This is a genomic window from Erysipelothrix aquatica, from assembly GCF_009828825.1.
GTDB lineage: Bacteria > Bacillota_I > Bacilli_A > Erysipelotrichales > Erysipelotrichaceae > Erysipelothrix > Erysipelothrix aquatica_A.
On record NZ_WTTA01000004.1, the window covers coordinates 1 to 25,171 of the forward strand.

Annotated in this window: 14 protein-coding genes and 1 pseudogene; 5 read left to right on the plus strand and 10 right to left on the minus strand. The window is 31.9% G+C overall.

Annotated elements, in window-relative coordinates:
• Positions 1-3,777 (minus strand): SdrD B-like domain-containing protein (locus GVV22_RS08345; RefSeq protein ID WP_159649676.1); only part of this gene is annotated, 3,777 nt, incomplete at its 3' end.
• 766 nt (positions 3,778-4,543) lie between these two features.
• Complete coding sequence (locus GVV22_RS08350; RefSeq protein ID WP_159649677.1) at positions 4,544-4,786, minus strand: hypothetical protein; 243 nt, start codon at positions 4,784-4,786, stop codon at positions 4,544-4,546.
• Positions 4,787-6,043: 1,257 nt separating this feature from the next.
• Between GVV22_RS08350 and GVV22_RS11000 the strand changes: the two genes are divergently transcribed.
• Positions 6,044-7,783, plus strand: a complete 1,740-nt coding sequence (locus tag GVV22_RS11000; protein WP_201290713.1) for a MucBP domain-containing protein — start codon at positions 6,044-6,046, stop codon at positions 7,781-7,783.
• Between the two features lie 245 nt (positions 7,784-8,028).
• The gene (locus GVV22_RS08360) at positions 8,029-9,321 is read left to right on the plus strand and encodes a polysaccharide deacetylase family protein (RefSeq protein ID WP_159649678.1); all 1,293 of its coding nucleotides are present in this window, start codon (positions 8,029-8,031) and stop codon (positions 9,319-9,321) included.
• Between the two features lie 338 nt (positions 9,322-9,659).
• On the opposite strand, the gene GVV22_RS08365 is transcribed toward GVV22_RS08360, so the two are convergent.
• The 3 genes and pseudogenes from GVV22_RS08365 to GVV22_RS11055 all read right to left on the minus strand — a co-directional run bounded on the left by GVV22_RS08365 (position 9,660) and on the right by GVV22_RS11055 (position 13,720).
• The gene (locus tag GVV22_RS08365; protein WP_159649679.1) at positions 9,660-10,991 is read right to left on the minus strand and encodes an FAD-dependent oxidoreductase; all 1,332 of its coding nucleotides are present in this window, start codon (positions 10,989-10,991) and stop codon (positions 9,660-9,662) included.
• Between the two features lie 437 nt (positions 10,992-11,428).
• Positions 11,429-12,368, minus strand: a pseudogene (locus GVV22_RS08370) (IS30 family transposase).
• A 194-nt stretch (positions 12,369-12,562) separates the two neighbouring features.
• Positions 12,563-13,720, minus strand: coding sequence for a hypothetical protein (locus GVV22_RS11055; protein ID WP_236261944.1), 1,158 nt, complete (start codon positions 13,718-13,720; stop codon positions 12,563-12,565).
• 328 nt (positions 13,721-14,048) lie between these two features.
• Between GVV22_RS11055 and GVV22_RS08380 the strand changes: the two genes are divergently transcribed.
• The 3 genes from GVV22_RS08380 (at position 14,049) to GVV22_RS08390 (ending at position 16,559) form a co-directional block, all read left to right on the plus strand.
• Positions 14,049-14,756 (plus strand): winged helix-turn-helix domain-containing protein, encoded by a 708-nt coding sequence (locus GVV22_RS08380; protein WP_159649680.1) that lies wholly within the window; start codon positions 14,049-14,051, stop codon positions 14,754-14,756.
• Between the two features lie 156 nt (positions 14,757-14,912).
• On the plus strand, positions 14,913-15,560 hold the full coding sequence (locus GVV22_RS11220; RefSeq protein ID WP_159649681.1) for a zinc-ribbon domain-containing protein: 648 nt from the start codon (positions 14,913-14,915) through the stop codon (positions 15,558-15,560).
• Between the two features lie 738 nt (positions 15,561-16,298).
• Complete coding sequence (locus GVV22_RS08390; protein WP_159649682.1) at positions 16,299-16,559, plus strand: CsbD family protein; 261 nt, start codon at positions 16,299-16,301, stop codon at positions 16,557-16,559.
• Positions 16,560-17,378: 819 nt separating this feature from the next.
• Here the strand turns inward: GVV22_RS08390 and GVV22_RS08395 are convergent.
• Genes GVV22_RS08395 through GVV22_RS08415 form a run of 5 tightly spaced genes read right to left on the minus strand, consistent with a single transcriptional unit; the run spans position 17,379 to position 23,410 of the window.
• Positions 17,379-18,995 (minus strand): ATP-binding cassette domain-containing protein, encoded by a 1,617-nt coding sequence (locus GVV22_RS08395; protein WP_159649683.1) that lies wholly within the window; start codon positions 18,993-18,995, stop codon positions 17,379-17,381.
• Positions 18,995-20,677, minus strand: a complete 1,683-nt coding sequence (locus tag GVV22_RS08400; protein WP_159649684.1) for an ABC transporter ATP-binding protein — start codon at positions 20,675-20,677, stop codon at positions 18,995-18,997. Before GVV22_RS08400 ends, GVV22_RS08395 begins: the two co-directional genes overlap by 1 nt.
• The gene (locus GVV22_RS08405) at positions 20,640-21,479 is read right to left on the minus strand and encodes an ABC transporter ATP-binding protein (RefSeq protein ID WP_159649685.1); all 840 of its coding nucleotides are present in this window, start codon (positions 21,477-21,479) and stop codon (positions 20,640-20,642) included. The genes GVV22_RS08400 and GVV22_RS08405 overlap by 38 nt, the downstream gene beginning before the upstream one ends.
• Complete coding sequence (locus GVV22_RS08410) at positions 21,479-22,471, minus strand: FecCD family ABC transporter permease (protein WP_159649686.1); 993 nt, start codon at positions 22,469-22,471, stop codon at positions 21,479-21,481. The genes GVV22_RS08405 and GVV22_RS08410 overlap by 1 nt, the downstream gene beginning before the upstream one ends.
• A 9-nt stretch (positions 22,472-22,480) precedes the next feature.
• Positions 22,481-23,410 (minus strand): helical backbone metal receptor, encoded by a 930-nt coding sequence (locus GVV22_RS08415; protein WP_159649687.1) that lies wholly within the window; start codon positions 23,408-23,410, stop codon positions 22,481-22,483.
• Positions 23,411-25,171 lie beyond the last annotated feature (1,761 nt).

Here is a 25,171-nt window from a genome sequence, read left to right on the forward strand (position 1 = left end):
GGTACCATTTGCTACGCTCACAGCTTCGCCATACGCTTCACCATTACGATACAGTTGCAATTCAATGCTTGGATGCGTTTCTGGACCATCAATCCATACTTTTGTTCCTGTGACCGATGTCTTTGGAATAACATATTTGTTTGTGAAAGATAAGCTCTTCTCTGTTTCATCTAATGTACCCACATATTCTCCGTTAACTGGAGTCACAAGGTATCCACTCGTATCTATCTCACGAATGCTGTAGGAAGAGTTTTTATCAATATTTTGAATGGTAAGTTTGCTTTGATTCTTTAGGGCGACCGACCCGTTCTGAATTTGGATGGTTTCACCATCTAGAATAGCACTTCCACTGTAAAGAACATTATTTACTTTGACTTCAAATTTAAATGAGCGATCACTTGCGAGTTCAGTACCATTACTGTCTAGTACTTCCTTCTCAACAATAAGAGTACTCTTTTCTTTGTAATATCCACCGTTTATGCGGGCTACTTGTTTCGCTTTCGACAACTCGAATGGAGAAGACTTTTCGGATTCTTTGGAAACTATACTTGATCCTAACTCACCTTCTGTAGGCGTGGTTAGTTCATAACCTGATGGTGTAGTGATTTTAACTGTGTAATTACCAGTTCTGTACACATCAAATTTATAGTATCCGTTCTCGTCAGTAGTTGCATGATACGGCTTTCCATCAAGATCAAGGACTACATTTCCATTTGCATCTAACAGTTGTACAACATTATCTTTCAAAGCTTTATCTATTGGTTCATTATACAAACCGTTTTTATTAAAATCGTCAAATACATACCCATCCACTGAGTATGATATCAGTTTATTGGTTACCATATTTGATTCTGTGTAACTTAAACCTTCATTAACAGCCGCCCCAAATGAATTGACAGCTTTATCGCTTGCAATTAAGTCATACTTAGTTGCATTGGTAAATATTGCGGTAAATACATACTCTTCCGTTTTTGACAAGGTTTGACCTGGTTTTAGCTTGAGTAAAAATGCAGTGGCCTTTGAGTAATCATCCAATTCTTTTACCCAAGTACCTTCTCTCGTAAACTGTTTCATATCCGTCCCGGGTGTGTCAGTTGTATAGAAAATTTCAAACTTATCTGGAACTGTAACAGGTTTTGTCAAGGTTTGCGAGAATGTGGAACCCCTTGAAACTCTTTCAGGAACTTCTAAATTCTGGTCTTCACTAACCGTGCGGTCATCAATCATCGGAAATAAATCCAACATGTAAAACGTATTATAGTCAACGACCGAGTTATTGAAAATAGTGAATTGATACTGCGATTCAGTTCCTAATTCACTTGTCGCTTCACTTGGATCGCTTAAGAACACGTTGTCTAATGACCCTTTAACCTCTTTTTTTACAATTAATTCTCGTGGTGGAACGTAATTGATTTCTTTGGTGGCTAGAAACACTTTGTCACTTGTGTCACCATTATTATTGATATCATATGTATCATCTACAATTGATCCACCAGTAACTGAATTTATATAATTAATATTTTGAGCGCTCTCATACTTCCAGCCAAATCGAGCATCATTGGTGTTAACGCCTTGTTGAGCCAATTCAGTCACTTTTGCTTTATAATTTATTGTGAAGATGGTAGAACTATATGTAACGTCTCTCACTAATCTGAAAGCTCCAATATCCCAAACAAGTCCTGTACGACCTGAATCTTTGTAATTAGGAATCACTGTTGGTTCAAGGTTTCTTCTTCCACCCCCAGGGAAATCCTGAGTAATATTTGAAACATACATAGTGAATTCCGATGATCCATTTACATATTCCATTCCTTGGGGCAGTAAATCAACGATTGTTGGTTCTTCAATTTCTAAATCTTTTACTCCCCGAGAAAAAGTTGCTTTTAACTCATAATTAATATTATCATTCAAAAATGCCGAACTTTGGTTTCCACTGATGTTCTTAGAAAATGAAAGCTCTGTAACTGGTTTAATATACCTAGTATAATTAGTTAGTGTTCTTTTAATCGTCGATGTATTGGAAAAATTACCCAAAAATTCTACGGAATTATACATGCGTTTTTCTTGTTCATTTTCGCCTAAAACATCCATTTCTTTATTTTTTAATTCAGTATAGACATAAAAGTACATTGATTTTCCTTGTACCAAATAACTCCCTTCTGTAAACTTAATTTCAAAAGAAGCTGTATTTTCAGGGAAAGGAATACTACTTGCGACGGTTGTCGTTACATTCTTGGCCAGTTCTTGGATTGATCCATCATGCATCGTCGCGATTACATCTAATGAACCGACGAATGTGTCTACGCCATAGCTCCCTATGCCGATACTGTTAAATTTCAAATTAGGATCCAGTGAATGATCTTTAATAACTACATTTTCTAATTTCAAGTCTGAAAAATCAGCTTTTATAGAATTATTCCCAATTCCCAATGACCAGGAATGAATGGCATTTCTACCACTTGGCGCATCATAATAGCGAGCGTTTGCAGGTTGTTTAGACGCGAAAAAAGAAACAGGTTTTGGAGTTGGCTTTAATTTGAAAATGATGTCATCAGATATTGTTGTTGGAGTCTCTTTGTCCGACATATTTGACGGATAGAAGGTAACAGATTGTTTGTTTGTGATAGATTCTCCCACTTTAGCTCCAGGAAACTTTAGTTTGAGCTGAACATCTCTAAAATCTCGGTATTTAAGAGCACCGGTTGATAGCCTGAAAGGGTTCGTCGGTTGGTATTCGTAAACAGCGGTTCTAGATGCTTCATCATAAGTCCAACCCGGATTATCTTCCGCTATAAAAACCGCTTCAGGTGGCAGAATATCCTGTATTATTGCTTTTTCATAAAGCCTATTACCAGGTGCATACTGATCAATTCCGTAGGAAGCTTGAAATGAAAAAACAAGACTTTGTAGCTCGTCACGATTGTTCGATAAATAACCTGGTTTGTTAGTGTCTTCTTGTCCAGCGTTGACAGTGTAAATATCTGATGTTTGGAAAACTGAGTCAATGAGTACTTTTTTGGTAAGTAAATTAGGTTTCATTACAGTATACACATAGTTAGCACTCGTTTCTTTTAAAGTTGTGCCATCATCCGTAATAATTTTCGCATTAACAGGAACTTCCCAGTTATCGGGGGTCGAACCGTTATTCATTGTAAATTTTACAGGGAAATCGATATTTGCTCCACCTTGAATTGGCCTTAATCCGTACTCAATATAATGAAAATCGTTGTCCTTTGAAATTTTTTTATAGGTCTGAGAAGAGATATCCGATCCAGTAATAGAGTTTACATGATTTAAAGGCACTTGGAGAATGATTCGTGCATTGGAAAGTGCTGGACTCTCATCTGTCATTCCTAGTCCAATGTTTATTAACGTTTCTTCACCAGCTAAGTAAGTTTGTGATTCACGATTATTTTTGATTTCAAATCGCGAAATTCCAATCGAGTTTGTTGTCTCTAATTTAGGCAACTCAGCAGTTGCAGCCCTTGCTTCAATATTTAAAGTCCCTTCTTTTTCAACGTCTCCAATATCTTTAGGTTCTAAAGCATTCTCAACCATTGGTTGGTCGGAAAGTTCGTGTTCAGTTTCAGACTTTGGCTCATCATCACCCTGGTCTGTAGTTACTGAATTAGTAGTGTTTTCTAGCGTCTCAGTTACACCTGCAGTATCTGTATTTATATTTGATAAGCTAGTATTGTCTGAATTCGCAAAAACACTTGAAAATGACAATGTGAATGTCAATAATATCACAAAGAAACCCTTATATAATCTCTTCATATATGTCCTCCTATTTTAATCATATATTAACAATAAAAGGGTTAAATAGCAATTTATTGTTAACATGGAAATGCATTAACGGTTAATGAATATTTCTCATACAATAAAATATCAGCGTAAAAACTAATCATCGTTACTTCTATTTAGAAATTCTTAACTTTAAAATTATAATGTGCCTGATCGCAAGTCACTTTAATTCATGTACAAATATCTATATAAATTTTAAACTCATAGAACGAACATAAAAATTCTAACAGATTTACTATAAATAGTTTTGAATAACCAAAGCACAATCATATAAGAAAAATTTACTAATCGTTACGGATACTCTAATTCACAATTGTTACGAGCCCATAATACTAATCGAGATTATAAATTGCTTTTTCAATTTGAGTTTATAATATCTACAATATTAATTACTTCTTTACTAAATTATGCTACTGAAAACTAAATTGCATAAAAAAACTACAAATAGTACGATCTATAATAATAAACAAATTATTATCATCTTACACGCACTTTTCTCGTAGTTTTTTTAGAGTTTAATAGTTTTTTCTACTACTATGATTTCCAGTTAAAAAAATTTTATCATTCCAAAAATTTTAAATTTCAGTTCATTCTTTTGCTTTTCAGAATAAGAATATTAGTAATAATTTTGCAATCCTATTCCGACTAGAAATGCTAAAACTTTTAGAGATCGACTCTATCAAAGTTTCCATACACATTGCCCATTGGTATGTAGTATAACAGTAATACATAGTTGAAATTATTCTAAATATCCTGATTGCAATAGATTAATCTTTTTGTGTTTGGTATTAAATTCTAACTTAACTCCCCAAGCAATTGATTTGATCAATATTTGTTCAGAACCAGCTAACGAAAATTGGCAAATTTGTTCATCATGATTTTCACCAGCGTGTACTACATACTCTTCCATACACTCATAGACTCTAACATTTGGTATTTCTGAAAATAAAATCCACGATCCAAGTTGTATTTGATACGTCATTAAATCACCTCCTTTTATTATTGTGCTATAATTACTGCATTTAGTAAACCTTAATAATTCCAATTCAATTTATGAGGATTTTATGAGAATTTGTGCGTAAGAAAATGCACAATAATAATTGAGGCGTGAAGTACTGAAAAACTAACAAATGTTTACGTGAGTAACAACAGAGTAATTATTCTACTTACACCCAATTTAGTCATATCAAACTAATTACAATTTGGCAAACATATATTAGTTACATGCCAATTATTGAGATAGCTATATTATTTATTAATAGTAATATTTGTTGACAATTACATTTTTCAACATGATCATTGATATTTGCGTTCATTGTCACTTTGAAAATATTTCTTATACACATGTTTGACTATAAATTTATTTGTTTCGTAATATGGGATATCTATTCTACATCTTCAGTACCAGATACTCTTTACATAACTTTATAATACTTTCGTTTTCATTAATTATTATACGTTTATAGGTTCTGTATAATGAGCGTAGAATCCTAGTTTGATTTGACTAGGTAAATAAACCACATTCTATTACCTAGAATAAAATTTATTTATTTCTACACAAAATAATCAATCCTCATTCATCAATTCTTTCAGATAAAAGCTTTGCATAATTTATTCGAAACGTTAATTAATTAGGTTTGAAATGCTCGTCAAATCTTTGAAGAAGACTCTAATAAATTGATTGAGCTTTTCAGAAACGTCGACACGAGTTTATCAATTTCTCTAAAATGAAACTAATAAGATGCTAATCTTTCCATTAGATTGATAAAATATTAAATCTACCAGTAGCATCGATTAATAATAAAATGACATATGTAATTTTTTAACACTAATTTAAAATTTTTGAAATTTCCGCATAAATCACTGACCCATCGACCCATAATTATATTCTAATCTGGTAGAATCCAACAAAATTTACTCTTATTAACACTACAATTGCATTAATGCTAGCAATAAAATAAAGTATTTGTTTGATAAATGAAGTAACATTGCAAGAGTTACATCACCGTAATTTTTCGTAAATTTGTTTATTTTTGAAGATTATTAGAAGCTATTTGTCAAAATACAAAACTACCTTAATTAGCATCTTTTTTTTGCACTTCACATCATTTTTTTAGAATATTTTCTAAAAGTATATAAAAAATAGACTTTTATATACTTTAAATCAAAAGAAAATGACAATCTAACTACAATAGACTATACTATGAGTATAATACACTATAGTGTAAAAGGAGGACATATGAAAAGCAAAAAGACATTTGTAACCTTTCTGGCATTGATATTAATGGTTGTATGGGGTTCCAGTCCAATCGGTGCCGCTGCATCCACCGCAAGTGGAAAAACAGTAACTGACATTTTCCCCGATCAAAACTTAGCAAGGGAAATGTCAATTATTTTATCAGGAAAGGAAAACCTTGATTATATTGTTACTGATCACGATATAGCAAATTTAAATCATGTGCTAATTTCTAGCAAAGGCCTCACTTCCTTGAAAGGTTTGGAAAATTTTTCAAACATTACAAATTTAATTTTGTTTGGAAATGATTTCACTGAATTCCCTGTAGAAATATTGTCATTAAAATCTTTAAAGGAACTGTCGTTACAATCTAACAGAGCAATGAGTGGTCCCGTCCCTTCGGAAATTGGAGAGCTACAGGAACTCGTAACACTTAATATAAACTTAACCAATTTATCGAGTTTACCTGAAAGTATAACCCAATTGAAAAACCTAAGTTTCCTAAATGTTACAAATGCACCAATAAAGTCAATGCCTGGCGACTATTCAAAATTAGAAAATTTGCAAACTCTATACGCATATGGTGCTGAGCTAACAACACTTCCAATGGGGTTAACCGCTTTAGAAAAGTTGCAAACAGTCCAGTTTGGCTATAATTATCTGACTGACATTACAATAGAAGAGTATGAATTCATCAAAAATAAAAATGAAACTTGGCTAAACGGACAATACAATGCGACGGTTGATGGTCAAATAGTGTCAGATGAAACTGATTATGTTCTAAATCCATTAGGTATTTATTCAACATTTGCAAAACTACATACCGAAGGGGAACATCAACTCCAATTATCGATAGCACAGTATAATGATGGTGATAGTTGGGACGAAATTATCAATAAATCACAACCTATTGAAATTGACCAAGCAATTCAAGGGGATACGATTGTAATACCTAAGGAATACAACAAAAATGCAGGCAAACACGTTATTATTGTTGAATTCCAGGGGGGAGCTTTTGCTAGATCAATCTATGTTCATTATTATTCTGTAAAAAATACAGCAGCTGACTTAACAGTTAGATATGTTGATGAAGATGGTAATAATTTGCGAGATGCTCTTACTATCTCAGGATTTATTGGTGATGCCTACAATGTTGATGCTGAGCTAATAAATAATTATGAATTGACTTCTACAACTGGTGATACAAATGGGCTCCTTGAAAAAAATTCTAAAGAAATTGTATTTACATATAAAAAATTAGCTAAAGAAGTTTCCGTCACCTACACTGATGGAGTTGAAGACGAAAATATCTTCGAGGATCAAGTTTTCACAACTATACAAGGAGCAACAACACCTAAATTTATTGGGACCCCCATAAGAAAAGGCTACACTTTCATAGGGTGGACTCCTATGATGTCAGACATTGTGATAGGTCAAACTACTTATGAGGCACAATGGGAAAAAGATACAACTCCATTAATTCCTTTAGAACCTTCCAATCCGGTTGATCCAGTCGAACCAGTTGATCCAGTCGAACCAGTTGATCCAGCTGATCCAGCCGATCCAGTTACCCCTATAGTACCTGGTACGACAAATGAAACGACAAATGAAAAACAAAATGATTCTAAAGAAGATGCACAAACTCTACCAAAAACTGGAATTGCAAATACTCAATTAATTGGTGGGTTCATCGTTACTTTTTTAGGAGCATTAATGATTGCATTTACTAACAAGAAAGACTAACATTACAATAAATTAAATTTCCTTATAGTGTTGACAAGTATGATTTTTTAGCAACTTGTGATACTTAAAAAGCACTTTGTACATATGACCCAGTTTTATGACATGGGAACATCCACAAGTGCTTTTTATGAATACAATTATTTTAAACCAAAAATAATAAATCTTAACTATTTCCAATTATTTCTACTTGTGATTGAAAACATAAACCATTAATTGGTTAAAAGTAACGAATGTGGGAGAAAATTATGAAACATTCAAGAATACGTAAATTAACACCTGTAGCGTGGGTTCTCATTCTATTATTAGTTCTTGGGTTAGGTACGGCAGGATTATTCTATTTGAAGAAATCTTCAATGCCATCCTGGATGAAGGTAGAAACGAAGGAAAAAGCATCAGGTGAAATGCAGTACAAGAAGTATAAGACGGGTAAAAATCAAGCAATTGTATACTATCCTAAGTTTAAACAAAAAGAACTCAATGAGGTGATTCAAGAAAAGGTATCCACATACGTTACAACGTTTGAAGCCATGAATCCAGATGCAGAAACACAAGCAAAATTGGATTATCAAGCAGAGAATATTAATACAGAAGCCGTAACGCTTCGTTTCGTATGGTCTGTGGATAATGCGGAAGTCTCAACAGAAATGATGACATTGAAAACAGAAGATGGTGCAGGGTATCCGTTGAGTGAACTCATGCGTGATGATGCATTAAAGCATATCGCATTTAAGAGCATGCCAAAGTCATATGATCAAATCATGTTATTAAATGCTTATGAGACATTGAAATCACAAGCATCCTATTATTTATCTGAGAAATCTCTCGCATTTGGTGACGTTACATTAGAACGTGCGGATATTGAAGGTTATTTCAAGGATGCGAAACAACCAACACAAGTACCTTATGTATACATTCCACGTAAGATGGATCGAAACAAAAAACTGGTTGCAATGACATTTGATGATGGACCTCACTTTGAAGTGACAAAGAAAGTCTTAAACCTTTTAGAAGAGCTTGGTGGAAAAGCAACGTTCTTTACACTCGGATCCTTACTTGAGAAACATCCTGAGATCGTGAAATCAGCAGCAGAAAAAGGACATGAGATTGCATATCACTCATATGATCATCCAAACTTAACGACAATTTCCAAAAAAGATATTTTATTCCAGATTAATGAGTCGTCACAAAAAATTCATAAAATTTTAAATAGTGAAGGTACGCTATTGTTAAGACCACCTTATGGCGCAGTAAATGAAACAGTGATGAGCTATTTTGACAATCCAATTGTAAACTGGTCTGTAGATACAAAAGATTGGAAATCACGTAACGGGAAAGCGGTTTGTACTGAAATCATGCGACATACTTCTAAAGGAGACATCGTACTAATGCACGATATCTATAATTCAACTTATGAGGGTTTTGAATGTGCAGCTCGACAATTGAAAGCACAGGGCTTTGAATTTGTGACTGTTTCGGAATTGATGAGTGCTTACAGTGTCCCACTTAAAGGTCAAAAAATTTATCACTATGCTCACTGACCTCAAAAATGTAGTCAATAAATCATCATTCACACCTATTCCTTAATTTTTATAACAGATTTGATCAGTAATTATTGCAATTAAATTTATCATCACTTATAGTATAGTTGTCTATTAAATAGATATTCTTCATTTTTATTATTCTTGACAATACGTCTTTCAACGAAGTATTTCCGTTTACTTATACGGATCAACCTATTCGTATTCTGGAAAATAAATCACAACAAACTTGATCCAGCTGCAAAGCAAGAATCATTAGTAATTTGTTGTGATTTTTTATATGCTAAAGCTCAATTTCTTATGTCATTGAGATTCATTAATTTAGAAACCCTCAAGTTTTAAAAGAGATCGTTTAGTGACTCAGTCATTGTGGGATGAGTATAAATTCTGTTTTTCAATGTATGGTAATCCACTTTTAAATCGATTGCTAGGGATAATAGGTTGATCATTTCGTGAGATTCATTCCCAAATAAAGTTGCACCTAAAATATTTCTTGATTGGGGATCTACAATTACTTTAAATAATCCTTCCTTGTCACCAATCACATGTGATTTAGGTATTCTAGAAACATCGAGTTTGTAAACATCAAAAGTCTTACCTTCATTAGTCAGAATTTTTTCAGTTTTTCCAACATGAGATAACGGTGGAGTTATAAAGAGTGTATAGGGAACATTTCCTCTATTTTCTGTAGTTCGCCGAGCGTCTCCATACAAGGAATCAAGTACGATTCTATAATCATCAAGTGAAATGTAAGTAAATTGTAATCCTCCTTTTACGTCACCAAGTGCCCAAACCCCCTTTGCTGTGGTTCGAAGATACTTATCGACAACTATTGCCCCTCTTTCGTTAACCTCAATTGTTGTTTTTTCAAGATTTAAATGTTCAGTATTTGGTTTTCTCCCTATTGCTCCAAGTACCTTTTCCGAATAAATGGTTTCATTTCTTCCATCACAAGTAGAAATGGTTAACTTCAAAATTCCATCAGTTTCTTCAGCTTCTTTAAGTTTCACTCCCAACCTAATCTCAATTCCTTTTTTTGTCAAAGATTGTAATACTGCTTCTGCAACATCATGATCTTCATTAGGCATAAACTCGTTTCTTTCATCAATAATTGTCACTTTACTCCCAAAATCATTAAACATTGAGGCATATTCTAATCCAATATAACCTGCTCCAATTACTACAATGGTTTTTGGTGTGACAAGTAATTCCATTGCTTTAGTTGAATCCAGATAATGCTCGCTTTGAATTAAATTACTTAACTTCGGCTCTACTGGTACGGAGCCAGTATTAATGAAGATTCTATCGCCGGTAATTTTCACTCTATTACCTAAAGCATCAGTCACCTCAACAATTTTGTCAGATAAAAATCGTGCTGTCCCGTCAAGAACAGTAATATTTTTGTCATCCGAAAGCATATGATAGTTTCTTTTACGTAGTAATTGAGTAGTTTCATCTTTAATGGAAACAGCCAAATTTTGTGGTTTACCTTCCGAAGCAGATAGTATTAATGATTTGGAAGGAATACAACCGATATTGATACATGTTCCCCCATACATTTCCACTGACTTTTCAATTACCAATGAAGATTCTCCATGTTTGGAAAGTTCTTTTGCAAGTGTTTTTGCGCCTTTACCAAAACCAATGAAGATATTTTTAAACTCTTTCATTATAATCACCCTTTCTATATATTTTTAATTCTAACAGTATAACAAATAAAACGTAACAATTAAGTCGAAATTTGTAAATTTAATCACAATTAATCTCTCTGTCAACTATGAATATAAACTATCAAATACGCTCAAATATATTTTGATTTTCTTGCTGAAAATATGACAATAAAGTTTAATATGGCTCTTAGCACTGTCTGTCAAGTTAGATTCAAATAAGATTCTAAATATATTTAGTTATCAAAATTGTAATTAAAATAGAAATTCTTTACTAAAAAAAACAAAACATATGATATTAGATTTTCTGACATGTTTAGTAATTGAACAAATAATTTATCAACTTATAAGCTAGGAGTGTTCGAATCTATTAAAAGAGCGTCGGTTTTGTACCATTATATTATGAGATATAATACAATATTACGCCGCTCTTTCTTTTATCAAATCTCAACCGCACCACTTTGACTTTTCTTAAAGTCTATCTCATAGGAAGTTTTAAAGTCAAATATTTTTCGTGGCATCGAATTAATTTTAAAACAAATATCATCGAGATACTGTTGCCCTAAATTATATAGTGACCGTCCTTTTGGAATGAATCTTCGAACAATCGCATTCGCTCGTTCATTCGTTCCACGTTGAAAAGAACAATACGGATCACACTTATAGAGTTTGACACCAAGTCTCTTGGCCGTGATACCCATAGTCTTAAATTCAAATCCATTATCAACAGTTATAGATTTTGTAACAATTTTATTTTTCTCTATGAATTTATAGATTAATGATGACGTATAGTAATCATAGCGATACTCAGCTTTGATAAGCCAAGTCATTCTTGAACATCGGTCTACAATTGAAATTATGGCTGTCTCTTCATTCTATTTGCCAATAATTGAGTCAATCTCTAGATGACCTATCTCATCATGTTTCTCGATGTTTTTGGGCCTTAGACCTATTGGGAGTACAGTTTTAGTATCCATATTCCAAAAGAAATGATTCATCATGCCACTTAGAGGTTTATTACGTTTACGGCGTTTATATCACATCTTATCAGGAGTAATAATTAGTTTACCTTGATTGATCCAGTTATAAACCTGTTGAGCTGATACTATAGGTTTATAAGGGTGATACCGTTTATAATTACTTAAGCAGACTTCAACTGAGTGTACTTTCGGCTCATAATGAGAATTTAGGTAATCAATCAGATTCGAATATTTCCCTGCGAATATCCACGGTTCTTTTCGAGTAAACATTATTTTTATAACGTGATATTGTCGAATGAGAAATATTAAGTTCTCGTCCAACTTTTCGCATTGAATAACCAATGCTTAATAAAACATCAATCTGAACTTTCATTTTTTTATCTAATTGTTTATACTTCATATGGGAGCTCCTTTTAGTCGGGTGGGCTCCTTTTATTATTATAAAACAACCGCACCTGTGCTGGTGCGGTTGAAATTTGAATTAAGGAAAGAGCGTCGGTTTTGTACCATTATATTATGAGATATAATACAATATTACGCCTCTCTTTAGTTTCTAATTTCATTTCTGGACATTTAAAAAGTTAATAGTTAATCTTATTTTTTAATCTTTGACAAAAAAACTAACAATGCACCCAGACTAGATGTTGTAAGTCCAAGCACAAGTTGTACATTGCCCACACCGGTATTTGGAAGTGTTTGCTCACCTATCGTGGAATCATTTTGATTTTCATTTGGTATACCAGGTTTTACAGGGGTAACTGGATCGACTGGGTCTGCTGGATCGACCGGGTCTACTGGATCAACCGGGTCTACTGGATCAACCGGGTCTACTGGATCAACCGGGTCTACTGGATCAACCGGAACAACAGGTTCTAAAGGAATTAAGGGAGTAGTAGTTTTTTCTGTAATTGTTTCGCTGCACGGCTTCGCTAACGTATCCCAATTAAAATTATCCAACTCACCTTTTACCCACGATCCTGTAACTTCAATCGATCCTATTGAAAGATTTTCAGATAGATTTACTTCCGTAGCAAATGATTTTGTCAAAACAAAGCTGATGGCACTGTTTGCAGGGATGGTCCCTAAATCAAAAATCAATTCATTGTCTATTTGGTTCATCGATACCACTTCAATTTTAGTCTGATAAGGATGGTTAGCCCCGTCTATATCTGTAGAAGGGAGATACCGCGTGATTGCCCAATCTGTTGCATCAACATATGTTAAACCATCATATGGCAGTGTAATTTTCATGATTGCATTCTGAATACCCACCTTAGTGGTGAATAGTGGTCGCCACATTTGTTTCAATACATTACTATTCGAAATACCTTGCTGCCAATGGTGTAATGACATATACGCTGGATACTTATCCTTCAAGACTTTAGAAAGAAAACCATTGTTAGAATAATCATCTAAATTTCTATCTATAACAGCTGAAGCACCTAAATTTACAGAACAGGAATTTTTTGTGATTTTTGTTTCAGTTGTATAAATGCCATCAGTTGTTGTTGTTACTGTTTCACTAATTTCTGGTGGTGTATATCCATCCTTAGGATCGATATATTTTTTATCGTCGACTTCTACAATCGTATACTCGGGATATTTACTTTCTACATACGATTTTTCTGATTCTATATCCTCCGAGATTGCTGCTACATTCATAAAATTTAATGAGCTTTGCATAAAGAGCATGGAAAACAGTATAATAGATAATAAAGCATTTAGTAGTTTTTTAGATTTGTTTGGTCTCATAGATCCTCCTTTTTAAATCAAAACATAGCTCATATATTAACATAATGAGTGTTTTTTCACAATTAATTTACTATTTTTTTTAAAAAATGAACCACCACTCACAAATAAACAATAAAATACACAAACAATCCAAAAAAATTTCAATATTTAAAAATAAAATGTATAATAATAATATAACTAAAATATGAAAATTAAGAACGCTATTATTTTCTGTTTTTTTGCATCTGCTTATTTTTAATTGAGGATAAACTTTTCGTTCTTTTTTAGAAACTTCTGTAACTTGTTGATTATTCTAATTTCCGATACGTTTAATTTTCAGGAGGAATCAATGGAAAAAATATGTTTTATTAATATAAGAACCGAGTATGGTAATGCGTTCAAGTCTATGTATACGTCTAGAATGGGCGATAATGTTGTTGAAATATATAACTTCGATTCATTTGTAAGTGCTCTTGCACAAAATACATCTATCCACTTTGATGGCTTCATCATAAATTTAATACCCTCGGATCTTAGTGGCAATTTAGACGATTTAGAAAAGATAATCTATCATACTAATCCTCTAGCAAACATTTTATACGTCTTCGAATACTCTAAAGAGATTGAATTGTATTTAATAAAGAGAAAATCGTTAAATTACTCTTTCTATGGTAACCCCATTGAAATCCACTTGGAAAAGTATATCCAAAACTTTAAAAACTTAAATGATGATTATGACCGCACTAACTTTATAATTCGAGGGTGGACAATTTACACAGCAGAAAGAATGGCTAAAATGAATAATGTAGAAGTGTCTCTTTCCAATTACGAAGTTGAAATACTAAAACACTTATTTAAAAGACTAACTCAACCTGTTTCTAGAAAAGAATTGTATATGGTATTAAAACCTCATGTGAAAAACAATGAAGAAAATGAAGATAAAATATATCGAAGTATTGATGTTCATATAAGAAATATCAGAAAGAAGTTAGGAAATAATTTGATCAGATCAATTAGAGGTTTGGGCTATACTTTAAATGCAAATAGAGAGCTTTAAAGTTCATTTTATACATAGGTATTTATGATGTGCGGTCTGCGATAAAAGAATTTATTCAATTTTTGTTTGGTGCTTATCGTTACACATTTTCACAAAAACTAAACCAAATCAGTATATTAGAATTGTTTTCTCCGATGTAAGAATAGGAGTTGCTTCATGTCGATACTTACCCTTAATGATACTCATCCTGAATTGCTCAAAGAATGGAACTATAACAAAAATGATATCCTTCCAAGCACTATAACGTATGGTAGTAAAAGAAAAATACATTGGATATGCAGCAAAGGACATGAATGGATAGCCAGTTTAAACAGCAGAACAAATAAATCGAGACGAACTCCCACAGGATGTCCGATATGTTCAAATAAAAAAATTCTCAATGGTTATAATGATCTAGCCACTACACACCCATATCTAATCGACGAATGGGATTTCAGCTGTAATTTTTTACTTCCGTCTGAAGTCTCCTTCGGAAGTAAAAAGAAGGTTTCATGGAAATGCATCCATGGACACTCTTGGATTACATCGATTGAAAAAAGGACAAATGGACAAGAATGTCCTATTTGCTCGAACAAGAAGGTACTAATAAACTTTAACGACTTGAACACTACACACCCTCAACTAATTAAAGAATGGGATTTCGAAAAGAACACTATATTACCTACAAGTATCACTTATGGGAGCAATATAAGGGTATACTGGAAGTGTGAAAAAAATCATCGATGGATTGCTACTGTTAAAAATAGAACTTCTCAATTAGTGAGTAGTAATTGTCCATACTGTAGCATGAAACGAAAGATTTAGTTGATTATTACATTTAGATATTTTCCGAACAATATTTTCATCTCAAATTATATCTTGTGATAAAACCATTTTCGACTATATTGGCGCTGATTGGGTCCTTAAAGGCAAATTCCTTATTGGTTTATAAATCCTAAAATCAATAGAGGGCGAGTTATATATGTTGGCAAGTTTTTTCTCATGCTCAGAGTGCGGTTTAATTGAATAAATAAGTCTCAAAATATTTAAACGCTATCAAAACACTCACTTTGTATTATTGATCGTACATATGGAGCAAATACATTGAAAAAGCATTCAGTTTACTCTTCTCATTGGTAATTGAATTTCTTGAAAAATTAACTTTGGTATCTATTAATAATGAGAAACAGAACAAAATTATATACACGCATCAAAATTTGATATAAACTAAGTAATACTGCGAATACGAGTAGAAAGTTAAATTTAAGTGAAAGGATCCTTTATCAATGTATGATTTCTTATTAAACTGCGATTTTGTTAACAGCAACTATAGAAAAACAAATGGCAATGCATGGCAACGTAAGATTGTATAATTATTCATATCGTGAAATCAGTGCAATTAAGTATTGGTTAACATCAGACTTAGTTTGGTGTTTTTTCTTTTCGAATAAAGACCAGTCAATACTAGATGTCTTCACTCAGATATGGATTTTCAAAATAATTATACTAGTTACATAATAAATTTATTCATGTTATAATTTTATTAGAAAGTGAGGTATATATATGGTTGATAAAGGTATAGGCGACAAGATTAAAGGTAAAACTAAGGAAACTATTGGAAAAGTGACTGACAATGAAAAATTAGAGACTGAAGGTGTTGTTGATCAAGCAATTGGTAAGGTTAAAGAAGTAGCTCACGACGTAAAAGAAAAATCAGAAGATGTGATTGAAGACATTAAAGATAAAACAGAAAACGTAATTGAAGATATTAAAGAAACAACTGAAAATGTAATCGAAGATATTAAAGACAAGTTAAAAAAATAATAAATTTCAATATATTATCAATTCCAGTAATAATTATAATCGGCTCTTTTAAATTTTGTGTTGAATAAATAATCCAATATATTTAGAATTATAGCCATCGTCATAAAAATATGATGATGGTTCTTTTATTCATAATTGTACCAAGGGTTTGATATTAGTAAAACTATTGATCTAGAATTATAGATGTTTCGATATCCAATTAAAGAGATACACTCTATTACATTAATTGGATTGTTAAATGCTTCTAACTCTCTATTTGAATAAGTGAACATCGGTTTACCGATGCGAGATTTAGACTGATCAATTAAATCTGCCGATACTTTTTAGCTGTTAATTTGATAGTCATGATTATCTAAACTCGTGGTATATGTAATATTGAATTAAGCACAATAGTGGTAGATTCGAATATATAGTCGATCGCCTGTCATAGAGTGTGTAGCTTAGGTAAGTCATACAAATCATCAATGTCTAGTACTATATTCAAAATTATGCATAAAAAGTGCTGATGATTTATCACCAACACTAGAATATGAAGAGCTATACAACTGTGTACATACAAATGCTCATTCAGTTTATTGTGACACCGAATTTGAATTACAAAAATGTGTAATTTTTTTAACTTTACTTGTCACGAATTAATTAAGATGTTTCGATTTTTATATCACATTCCAAAATATCCTGAATATATCTTATTCTGATTGGATGAAAAGATAGTACCCGTTCAACTTCAAGCCTACAATTTAGACAACAAAACTAATATATATTTAAAGCTTTTTTGTTTAGAATAATAACAATATTGATATAAACTACGTTTACAACCTAAATTTTTTTCACTAAATTTTTATTGTTAATTTGATAAATCCTGTCGCAAATAGTAAAGGCTTCTAATCTATGAGAAATAATAATTACTATCCCAGTATAATACTTTGTAATATAATTTAATATTTTAAACTCGTTTTTATTATCAATATTACTCAATGGTTCATCTAAAATCAGAACTTCTGATTTATGCAATAGTGTTCTTGCCAAATCAAGCCGTTGTAGTTCACCGCTTGACCAACCAAAATTATCGGGACTTAATATTGTGTTTATTCCATTTTCTAAAGTTTCAATTTTCTCAATTAGATTTAATTCGACTAAAACTTTCAATATTTCATCTTCGCTAATGCTTTCATCAAACATTCTTAAGTTTTCTTTAATGCTATACGTGAAAAAATCTGGATTCTGCGGCATATAACTAATTTTTCTCATTACATCACTTTGCTTTATCTCGCTAAGTTCAACTCTTCCAATCTTGATGCTCCCTTTACTATATGGATACCACTTCATCAAAACTTTAACCAATGTAGATTTCCCTGCTCCACTATCACCATAGATCCCTATCTTTTCGCCTTTTTCTATCTTTAGATTGATATTCTTAAGAACAAGTTCCTTAGTCCCTGGATAAATAAAATCTAGATTTTCAATTTCAATAGGATAAACATCTATTTTTATGCACTTTCCATTTTCTTCAAAAGAAGTCTTAAGATTTAGAAATGCAAACATATTATCTGCCGCAACTATAGCGTTGCTCAAAGTTACTTGTAGTTTGGTAATTGACTTGTAAGGTTCAAATGCAAACGGATAAATTAGTAAATAACTTATGTTTAATTTATTTATGCCTATTGTGTTATGCAAACATAATATCAGAAGTACAAATCCTACCAAATATATTGTATTAAGTGTTCTAATTCTCTTATCTTGATAGTACTGCCGTTCTACTTTTAAAGCATTGAGTAAAGTCAAATCTCTGTTTATATTTTCACTCAATTTTTCTTGTATGTTCAACTGAATAATTGAATCTTTTCCTTCTATTAACTCGTGTAAATTCCTATGTAGACGTCCATTCTTTTGATGATATTTTTTGCTTAAATCGTATGCCTCTTCTTTGAATAAGATGTTTGATAGATATATAACAACGATACTGGTAGCTGTGATTGTTACCGCGATAAGCAGATTTAATTTGAGATAAAAAATGAATATTCCCACCATGTAGCAGCACATTTTTATTAGCGGTACGATAGTATGCGCGTAAAACACTTCTATATTATCTATATCTTTACCAATAAGATTTAGTAATTCTGACGAATCCTTATTATCAACAATCTGTGGTCCTAGTACCCTAATTTTGCGAAATACCATAGACCTGAAGTCTTTTAATACTCTAAATGCAATATCATGACCATAATAATGCTCAATGGAATTCCCAATACCTGTTGCAATTGCCCAGAAAGCAATGATAAAAATATTTGTATGAGTAATAGAACTGAAATTTAACAAGAGGGCAAATGAGCTATAAATAATCATTACATAGCCATAAGCATATATAAAGGCACCAATACTAGATGCCAAAATTTCCAATTGATAATTTTTAGCATATTTAATAAGATTTTTCATCAAGACTCCCTTCCCAACTTTTTACACAAGCTCATATAGCTCTCATCCATTAATAAGTGCTGGTGGGATCCATATTTTATTTCCCCTTTATTAATAAATACAATTTCGTCAGCTTTTTGTATATCAGAAAACTTATGAGTAATATTAATTACGATCTTATCTCTCTTTAGTTTATTTAATGCATCTAATATTATTTCTGAATTGTCAGGATTTATGCTAGAAGTAGCCTCATCTAAGATATACACATCTCGATTTTTTATTATAAACATCGCAATTACTAATTGCTGTTTTTGACCAGGAGAAAGTAAACAACCATTTTCACCTACATTTGTATCAAATCCTTCAGGCAATGTATGTACAAAATTTAATAGTTTATAATACTTTAGTTGTTCAATTGCATCATCAAATTTCATACTACTATCTAGTGCATGCATCAGATTATCTCTTACTGTCGCGTTAAACAAGAAACTTGTCTTTGGAATTACTGCAATCTGTGCGTTTAAATATGATCTTTTTATTTCTCCTATATTCATAGAATTAATTTTGATTGATCCTTCATCCACTAGCATTCGTTCCTTAATTAAAGCGACTAAAGTTGATTTACCAGCTCCATTTTCACCTACAATACTGTATAATTTTCCTTTCCTAAATTCAAAAGTGACATTATCAAGTATTCTTTTCGTTTTTTTATATGAAAAGGAAAGGTTATGCAGGCTAATAGAGTTAATTGTAGTTTCTATAGTCTGTTTATTCTTTTCAACACTATAATTATTTACACTATTAATTAAGCTTAAAACTCGTTTTAGTACTGGTTCTATCATTTTAATTTGTTTGTTTGCATATGCAAACTTTTTTGTAGACATGAAGATTAAAATATTGAGATATAACATCAAAGTCTTCATTTCAAAAGGAATTTTATCCATATTCACAAGTAGTAAAGTTACAACTATTATGCCCGCATTTGCGATAGTTATTCTGATGTTAGATTCCAATAGATTTACTGATAACGAATCCATCGTATTTTTTCTGTATTTTTCTGCACTAGATTCAAAAATCTTCTGAAAATAATCATCCACATCATACATCATGATAGTGTTTAATCCTTTAATATTCTCAATAAACTTAGATTTAATATTTATGTAGCTACTTTCCCGAGCCTTGTATATTTTCAATCGATACTTTTTAATTAATAAATGAAATGAATGAATTAAAGTTATTACAATAATAAATATAAGAAAAATAGTACTTCTGTAATACACAGAAACTACAAATAAACACAAATAGTACATACTTATCAAAACAAACTGTGGAATTATTTCTTCGTAAAAGACAGCAATTTTTTTTAAAGAATCTATATCTCCAGAAACTATTTCTACCATTTCTTCATCTTTAATTCCCCATTGAGAATTCTTATAGACTGATTCAATATATTTTAATAGAATGTTATCTACAGAACTCTGAGACCACTTGATAATGAAGTTAGTCTGTTTGCTTAGTGCTATTATTTTTACAATACACAAAAGGACAATGATTCCGACAAAATAGTGTAATCGATTCAGGAATAAATTATACACAGCAAGTATCGTTGTAAGCAAAACAAAACTGTCGAAAAATTTTATAAATATTTCTATTGAGGCCCTAAACCTATAAGACTGCGCCAAACTTAACATCTTTATGTACATATTCATCTTCCTTACTTAAATATAAATCAATAACTTTTCTTCCACCAATACTCTTCAAAACGTTTCCTTTCACACCAAATAAACTCTGTAAATTTTTGGAATTAATAATTTTATCAGTGGGTCCCGAATCCTCGAATTTACCTTCTTTCATGAGGTAAACATAGTCAACATAATTTATAAGGAGGTTTAAATCATGGAGTACTGCAAGGCAGGTAATTCCGTGGTTGTCAACAAGTTCCCTAATCATTTCCATGAGTTGAATTTGATATTTTATATCTAAATATGTTGTTGGTTCGTCAAGTAGTATTAGATCAGGTTCTTGTGCTAACGCTAAAGCTAGCCACACTCTTTGAAGTTGCCCTCCAGATAATTGAGTACAGTATTTATTAGCTAAATCTTCGAGACCTACTAAGGACAAAGCATTATTTTGAATAATCTCATCTCTTTCAGTGCAAGATTTGAAAATTCCTTGGTATGGGATCCTCCCCATAGCAACTACCTCTTTCACGGTAAAACCTTCGATTGCCTGATTACGCTGGTGTACAATTGCAATTTTCTTCGCCCGTTCTTTCGGTTTAATGTTTAAAATATTTTCATTTTCAAATTTTACAATACCTTCATCAGTCTTTAATTCACCCATTAATAACTTAAAAAGCGTTGTCTTACCGCAACCATTTGGACCGACTATGGCTGTAAACTTTCCTTTATAAACTGCTATGTCTACATTTTTGACGACTTTTGATTTACTTTCTTTATATTGATAACTTAAATTTTCACCTGTTAACATGCTTTTCTTTTTCATTAATATTTTTTATTCCTTCTTGAAATTAAATAAAGGAAGAACGGACCTCCTATTATTGACATAACTGTACCAATGGGAATTTCTATTGGAGATGCTATCGTTCTTGATAATAGATCAGCTAATAATAACAAGTTCGACCCCAATATCGCAGTAAGAGGCAACGACTTTTTCATACTACTTCCAACAATGCTCTTAGCCATATGAGGAACTAATAAACCTACAAATCCAATCATCCCCAATTGTGAAACAGTTATCGCAGATATATATACACCCAAGGTAGCTACAATCATTCTATACTTAGCAATCGGAACTCCCAAACTATAATTCGTTTGCTCTGATAAATTTAATACGTTGATCTTTCTATGCAATAAAGTTATGGTGATAAATGCAGGGATAATGTACATCAAATATAGCCAGAACTCTTGCCATGTCTTTCCAGCTAGATTGCCATTTTGCCAAGTTATTACTCCTTGTAGTTTGTCGCTATATAATGTAATAAATAACGACTGTCCACCGCGCAGAATTGCATTTAATGCAGCTCCAGTTAAGATCAACCTCACTGGTGTAAGTTCTTTTTCCCAAGAAATTAGAAGTATCAAGAAAAAAGAACCCATTCCACCTACGAATGAAACTAATGGGACTAAATCAGAATTGAGTGGGATTACTAATAACACTAAAGTTGTAGCAAATAATGCTCCAGATGATATCCCTAAAGACCCACTGTCGGCCATAGGATTTCTTAAGACAATTTGTAGCAGCAACCCAGAAATACCCAAGCTCATTCCTCCTACAATTGCGAATACTACTCGTGTAAGTCTTATATTGACTAAGATCTGATAATTTCGTGTTTGCTGTCCTTTTACTATAATTTCATATATTTCGGTAAAATTGATCTTAATAGAACCAAACGCAATCGAGGAAAGTACTGTGGTGATACTTAGAACAAATAGTATTATTAACAGAACGATTAGACTTATTTTATTTTTAAACATATCAACATTTTAGTCAGTTACTTGAAGCATTAACTCCATTAATGCTTCAAGTGTCTCCATTACATGAACATTACCTGTAACAGGATATTTTGAATCGTCCAAATGAAAGAGTTTATTTTCTTGTACTGCTGGCACTTGCTTCCAAAGTTGCTTTTTAAATTCTTCTTCAAACATCGCTTTTGCCTGATTTTGATTTCCATGTGCTAGTGTTAAAATATAATCAGGATTACTAGCCACTACCCCTTCCAAACTGAAAGGTAAGTACTTATTTTCTTCACCACCCACATCTTTTGCTATGTTTTCCATGCCTAAAAGTTTCAGTAAATTGCCAAGATATGTGTGTTCTGTCATTAATTGAAAGTTATCACCAGTTCCAAATAATAGTACTACAGATTTCCCTTGCAACGCATTAGCTTTTTGTTTCAGTGAAGATTCCTTAGATTTTAATTCACTAATCAGAGTCTCTGCTTTTTCTTGTTTCCCAAGGAGTTTTCCAACTGTAAGAATGTTATCAAAAACTGAATCATAAGTTGATGAATCCAAATACAGTGTCTCTACTTTTTGATTTTTTAAAACTGGATCAATATCCTTCTTAACCGATTCGTTTGCGATTACCCAGTCAGGTTTTAAACTTAGTATCATCTCCAAATTCAATTTTCTTGGAGAACCAACTTTAACTACATCTACATATCGACTTGGTAAATCCTTTTGTTCTGCAACACCAACTAATTCTTGATCAAAAACCGCCAAATATTCGGCAATCGTCTTACTACCTGCGACAATCCGTGGATTAGAATTTGATTTTTCTATTCCTTGATCCTTGTCTATAATATTGTTTTGATGATACGATTCATCACTAACATTACTTTTATTAGAACAACCAACAAGAATCAATGTAATTATAATAATTAATATTGAATTTTTCTTTTTACTTTTCATTTTCGATTACTCCTTATTATTGTTCGCGATCCGGAAACTATCATTAATTTTGAAAGTATGATATTAATTAGATTTGGCTTATAAAGTCTTGCTTAAATTTATGCCCCTAATCAATTTTAATCTCTTTTCTACGCTGGTTAATGATTTCTCCAATTTTAATATTTGGTTCGGTTATGAAGGATATTAGCAATCTTTTGTAGACTATCCATATTTCGATACTCATCCAGCAATACATCTCTGTTAAGCTTGCTTGCAAGCCTTCCCTTTCCGAAATTCGTGCTTCATCGTTTCTAGTTGCGAATCATTTGCAACTAGAATTATTTCACTTCATTTTGGATTTGTCAAGTTTTACATTAGAAATAGATAATACATTTTTGTTTTTCAACTGTATTGTTGCGTATTAAGTTGAAAATATTCATATTTTCAACTTAATTTAATCGATTTACGTCTACTTGACCATTTAGCGAGTTCGCTATTTAATGTTTTTAATAATTTATATACGAATTTCATTTAGTAACATCTATGTCACTTTTGTTCTAATTAGCTTAGATTATTATAGACTTCATCTAAGTACTGGTTTAACTATATTGCGGAATAAATGAATCAATGTACGCAAAACAAACTGATTTTCTTATAACTATGACAAGATTGAAATAATATGGGTAAATAAGAAAATATAACATCAACCAATCAATATAATATGTTGGCTAAATTATCTATTTACTTCAGTGTAGAAGAAAACTAAATTCTTTATTTCAAGTTTTTTAAAAATACGAAACAAAGTATATTTCAGATTACACAATTTTAAATGCATAGATATTGCCAAGAATTAGGTGAACTTCAAATTTTGGTTAATCTCGTCAAAATGATTATTAACTACTCTTATCTCGATAATTATCAATCTCAAAAATTCACATAAAAAAGCGCATATTCATTATAATAAATATGCGCCAGGGAAGAGTATAGATTGCCCCTATACGATCTATACAGTGTTAAATGGCCCATATCCACCATTTAACAATTACACTATAACCTATTGTCATAAAATTGCCAAATATTTTTATTGATTTAGAGTCAACACTTTATTAGTATTTTTATAATTTCAATGTTTTTGCACTCGAACACATGATTTATGCCAATTATACTATTCATTATTGTGTTCAATAAAATTCCAGAATTAAGAGGCAAATATAGTGAAGTGTTAGAACTTAGATTATTTTTAATTACTTTCTAATACATGACCTCTATTATAGGTCTCCTCTTCAGATATATGTAGCCTTATATCTTTTCCTATACCGATGGAACCATTCGCACACATCAGTCAAGTATAATACAGTAACTATAAATTAGGATCAAAGAGATATTATTGAACTGTATCCTGGGTTTAACTTTGAACTGTTCAATTACAAAAAGCATAAACTATAGAATGTTTTGGCTTATATATACAAAAAGAACTTCATGATGACTTGACATTTTTTTACACTGAAAGAACTTAAGGTACATTTAAAAATTGATAGGATCTATAATCGGGGAAATTGGGATTTCGATAATGAAATCTCAATCATTGGAATTATGACTGAAGATAGAACGGTATACGATGTTTTATCGCTATAGCACTATAGAAACAAGGCAGATAAAATCACAAAGTACGCTTATGAACCTGAGCTAAAGGGATCAAGGCTACCCTTATTCCGTATTACTTTTTACCAACCTGGTAAGTTTAATGACTATAATGTATAAAGATGAGTTCTCGTTTTTTTC

Bases quoted from the DNA above. Each gene is read 5' to 3' on its own strand.
- GVV22_RS08350 (WP_159649677.1), bottom strand. From the start codon at position 4,786: ATGACGTATCAAATACAACTTGGATCGTGGATTTTATTTTCAGAAATA.
- GVV22_RS11000 (WP_201290713.1), top strand. From the start codon at position 6,044: ATGAAAAGCAAAAAGACATTTGTAACCTTTCTGGCATTGATATTAATG.
- GVV22_RS08360 (WP_159649678.1), top strand. From the start codon at position 8,029: ATGAAACATTCAAGAATACGTAAATTAACACCTGTAGCGTGGGTTCTC.
- GVV22_RS08365 (WP_159649679.1), bottom strand. From the start codon at position 10,991: ATGAAAGAGTTTAAAAATATCTTCATTGGTTTTGGTAAAGGCGCAAAA.
- GVV22_RS11055 (WP_236261944.1), bottom strand. From the start codon at position 13,720: ATGAGACCAAACAAATCTAAAAAACTACTAAATGCTTTATTATCTATT.
- GVV22_RS08380 (WP_159649680.1), top strand. From the start codon at position 14,049: ATGGAAAAAATATGTTTTATTAATATAAGAACCGAGTATGGTAATGCG.
- GVV22_RS11220 (WP_159649681.1), top strand. From the start codon at position 14,913: ATGTCGATACTTACCCTTAATGATACTCATCCTGAATTGCTCAAAGAA.
- GVV22_RS08390 (WP_159649682.1), top strand. From the start codon at position 16,299: ATGGTTGATAAAGGTATAGGCGACAAGATTAAAGGTAAAACTAAGGAA.
- GVV22_RS08395 (WP_159649683.1), bottom strand. From the start codon at position 18,995: ATGAAAAATCTTATTAAATATGCTAAAAATTATCAATTGGAAATTTTG.
- GVV22_RS08400 (WP_159649684.1), bottom strand. From the start codon at position 20,677: ATGTACATAAAGATGTTAAGTTTGGCGCAGTCTTATAGGTTTAGGGCC.
- GVV22_RS08405 (WP_159649685.1), bottom strand. From the start codon at position 21,479: ATGAAAAAGAAAAGCATGTTAACAGGTGAAAATTTAAGTTATCAATAT.
- GVV22_RS08410 (WP_159649686.1), bottom strand. From the start codon at position 22,471: ATGTTTAAAAATAAAATAAGTCTAATCGTTCTGTTAATAATACTATTT.
- GVV22_RS08415 (WP_159649687.1), bottom strand. From the start codon at position 23,410: ATGAAAAGTAAAAAGAAAAATTCAATATTAATTATTATAATTACATTG.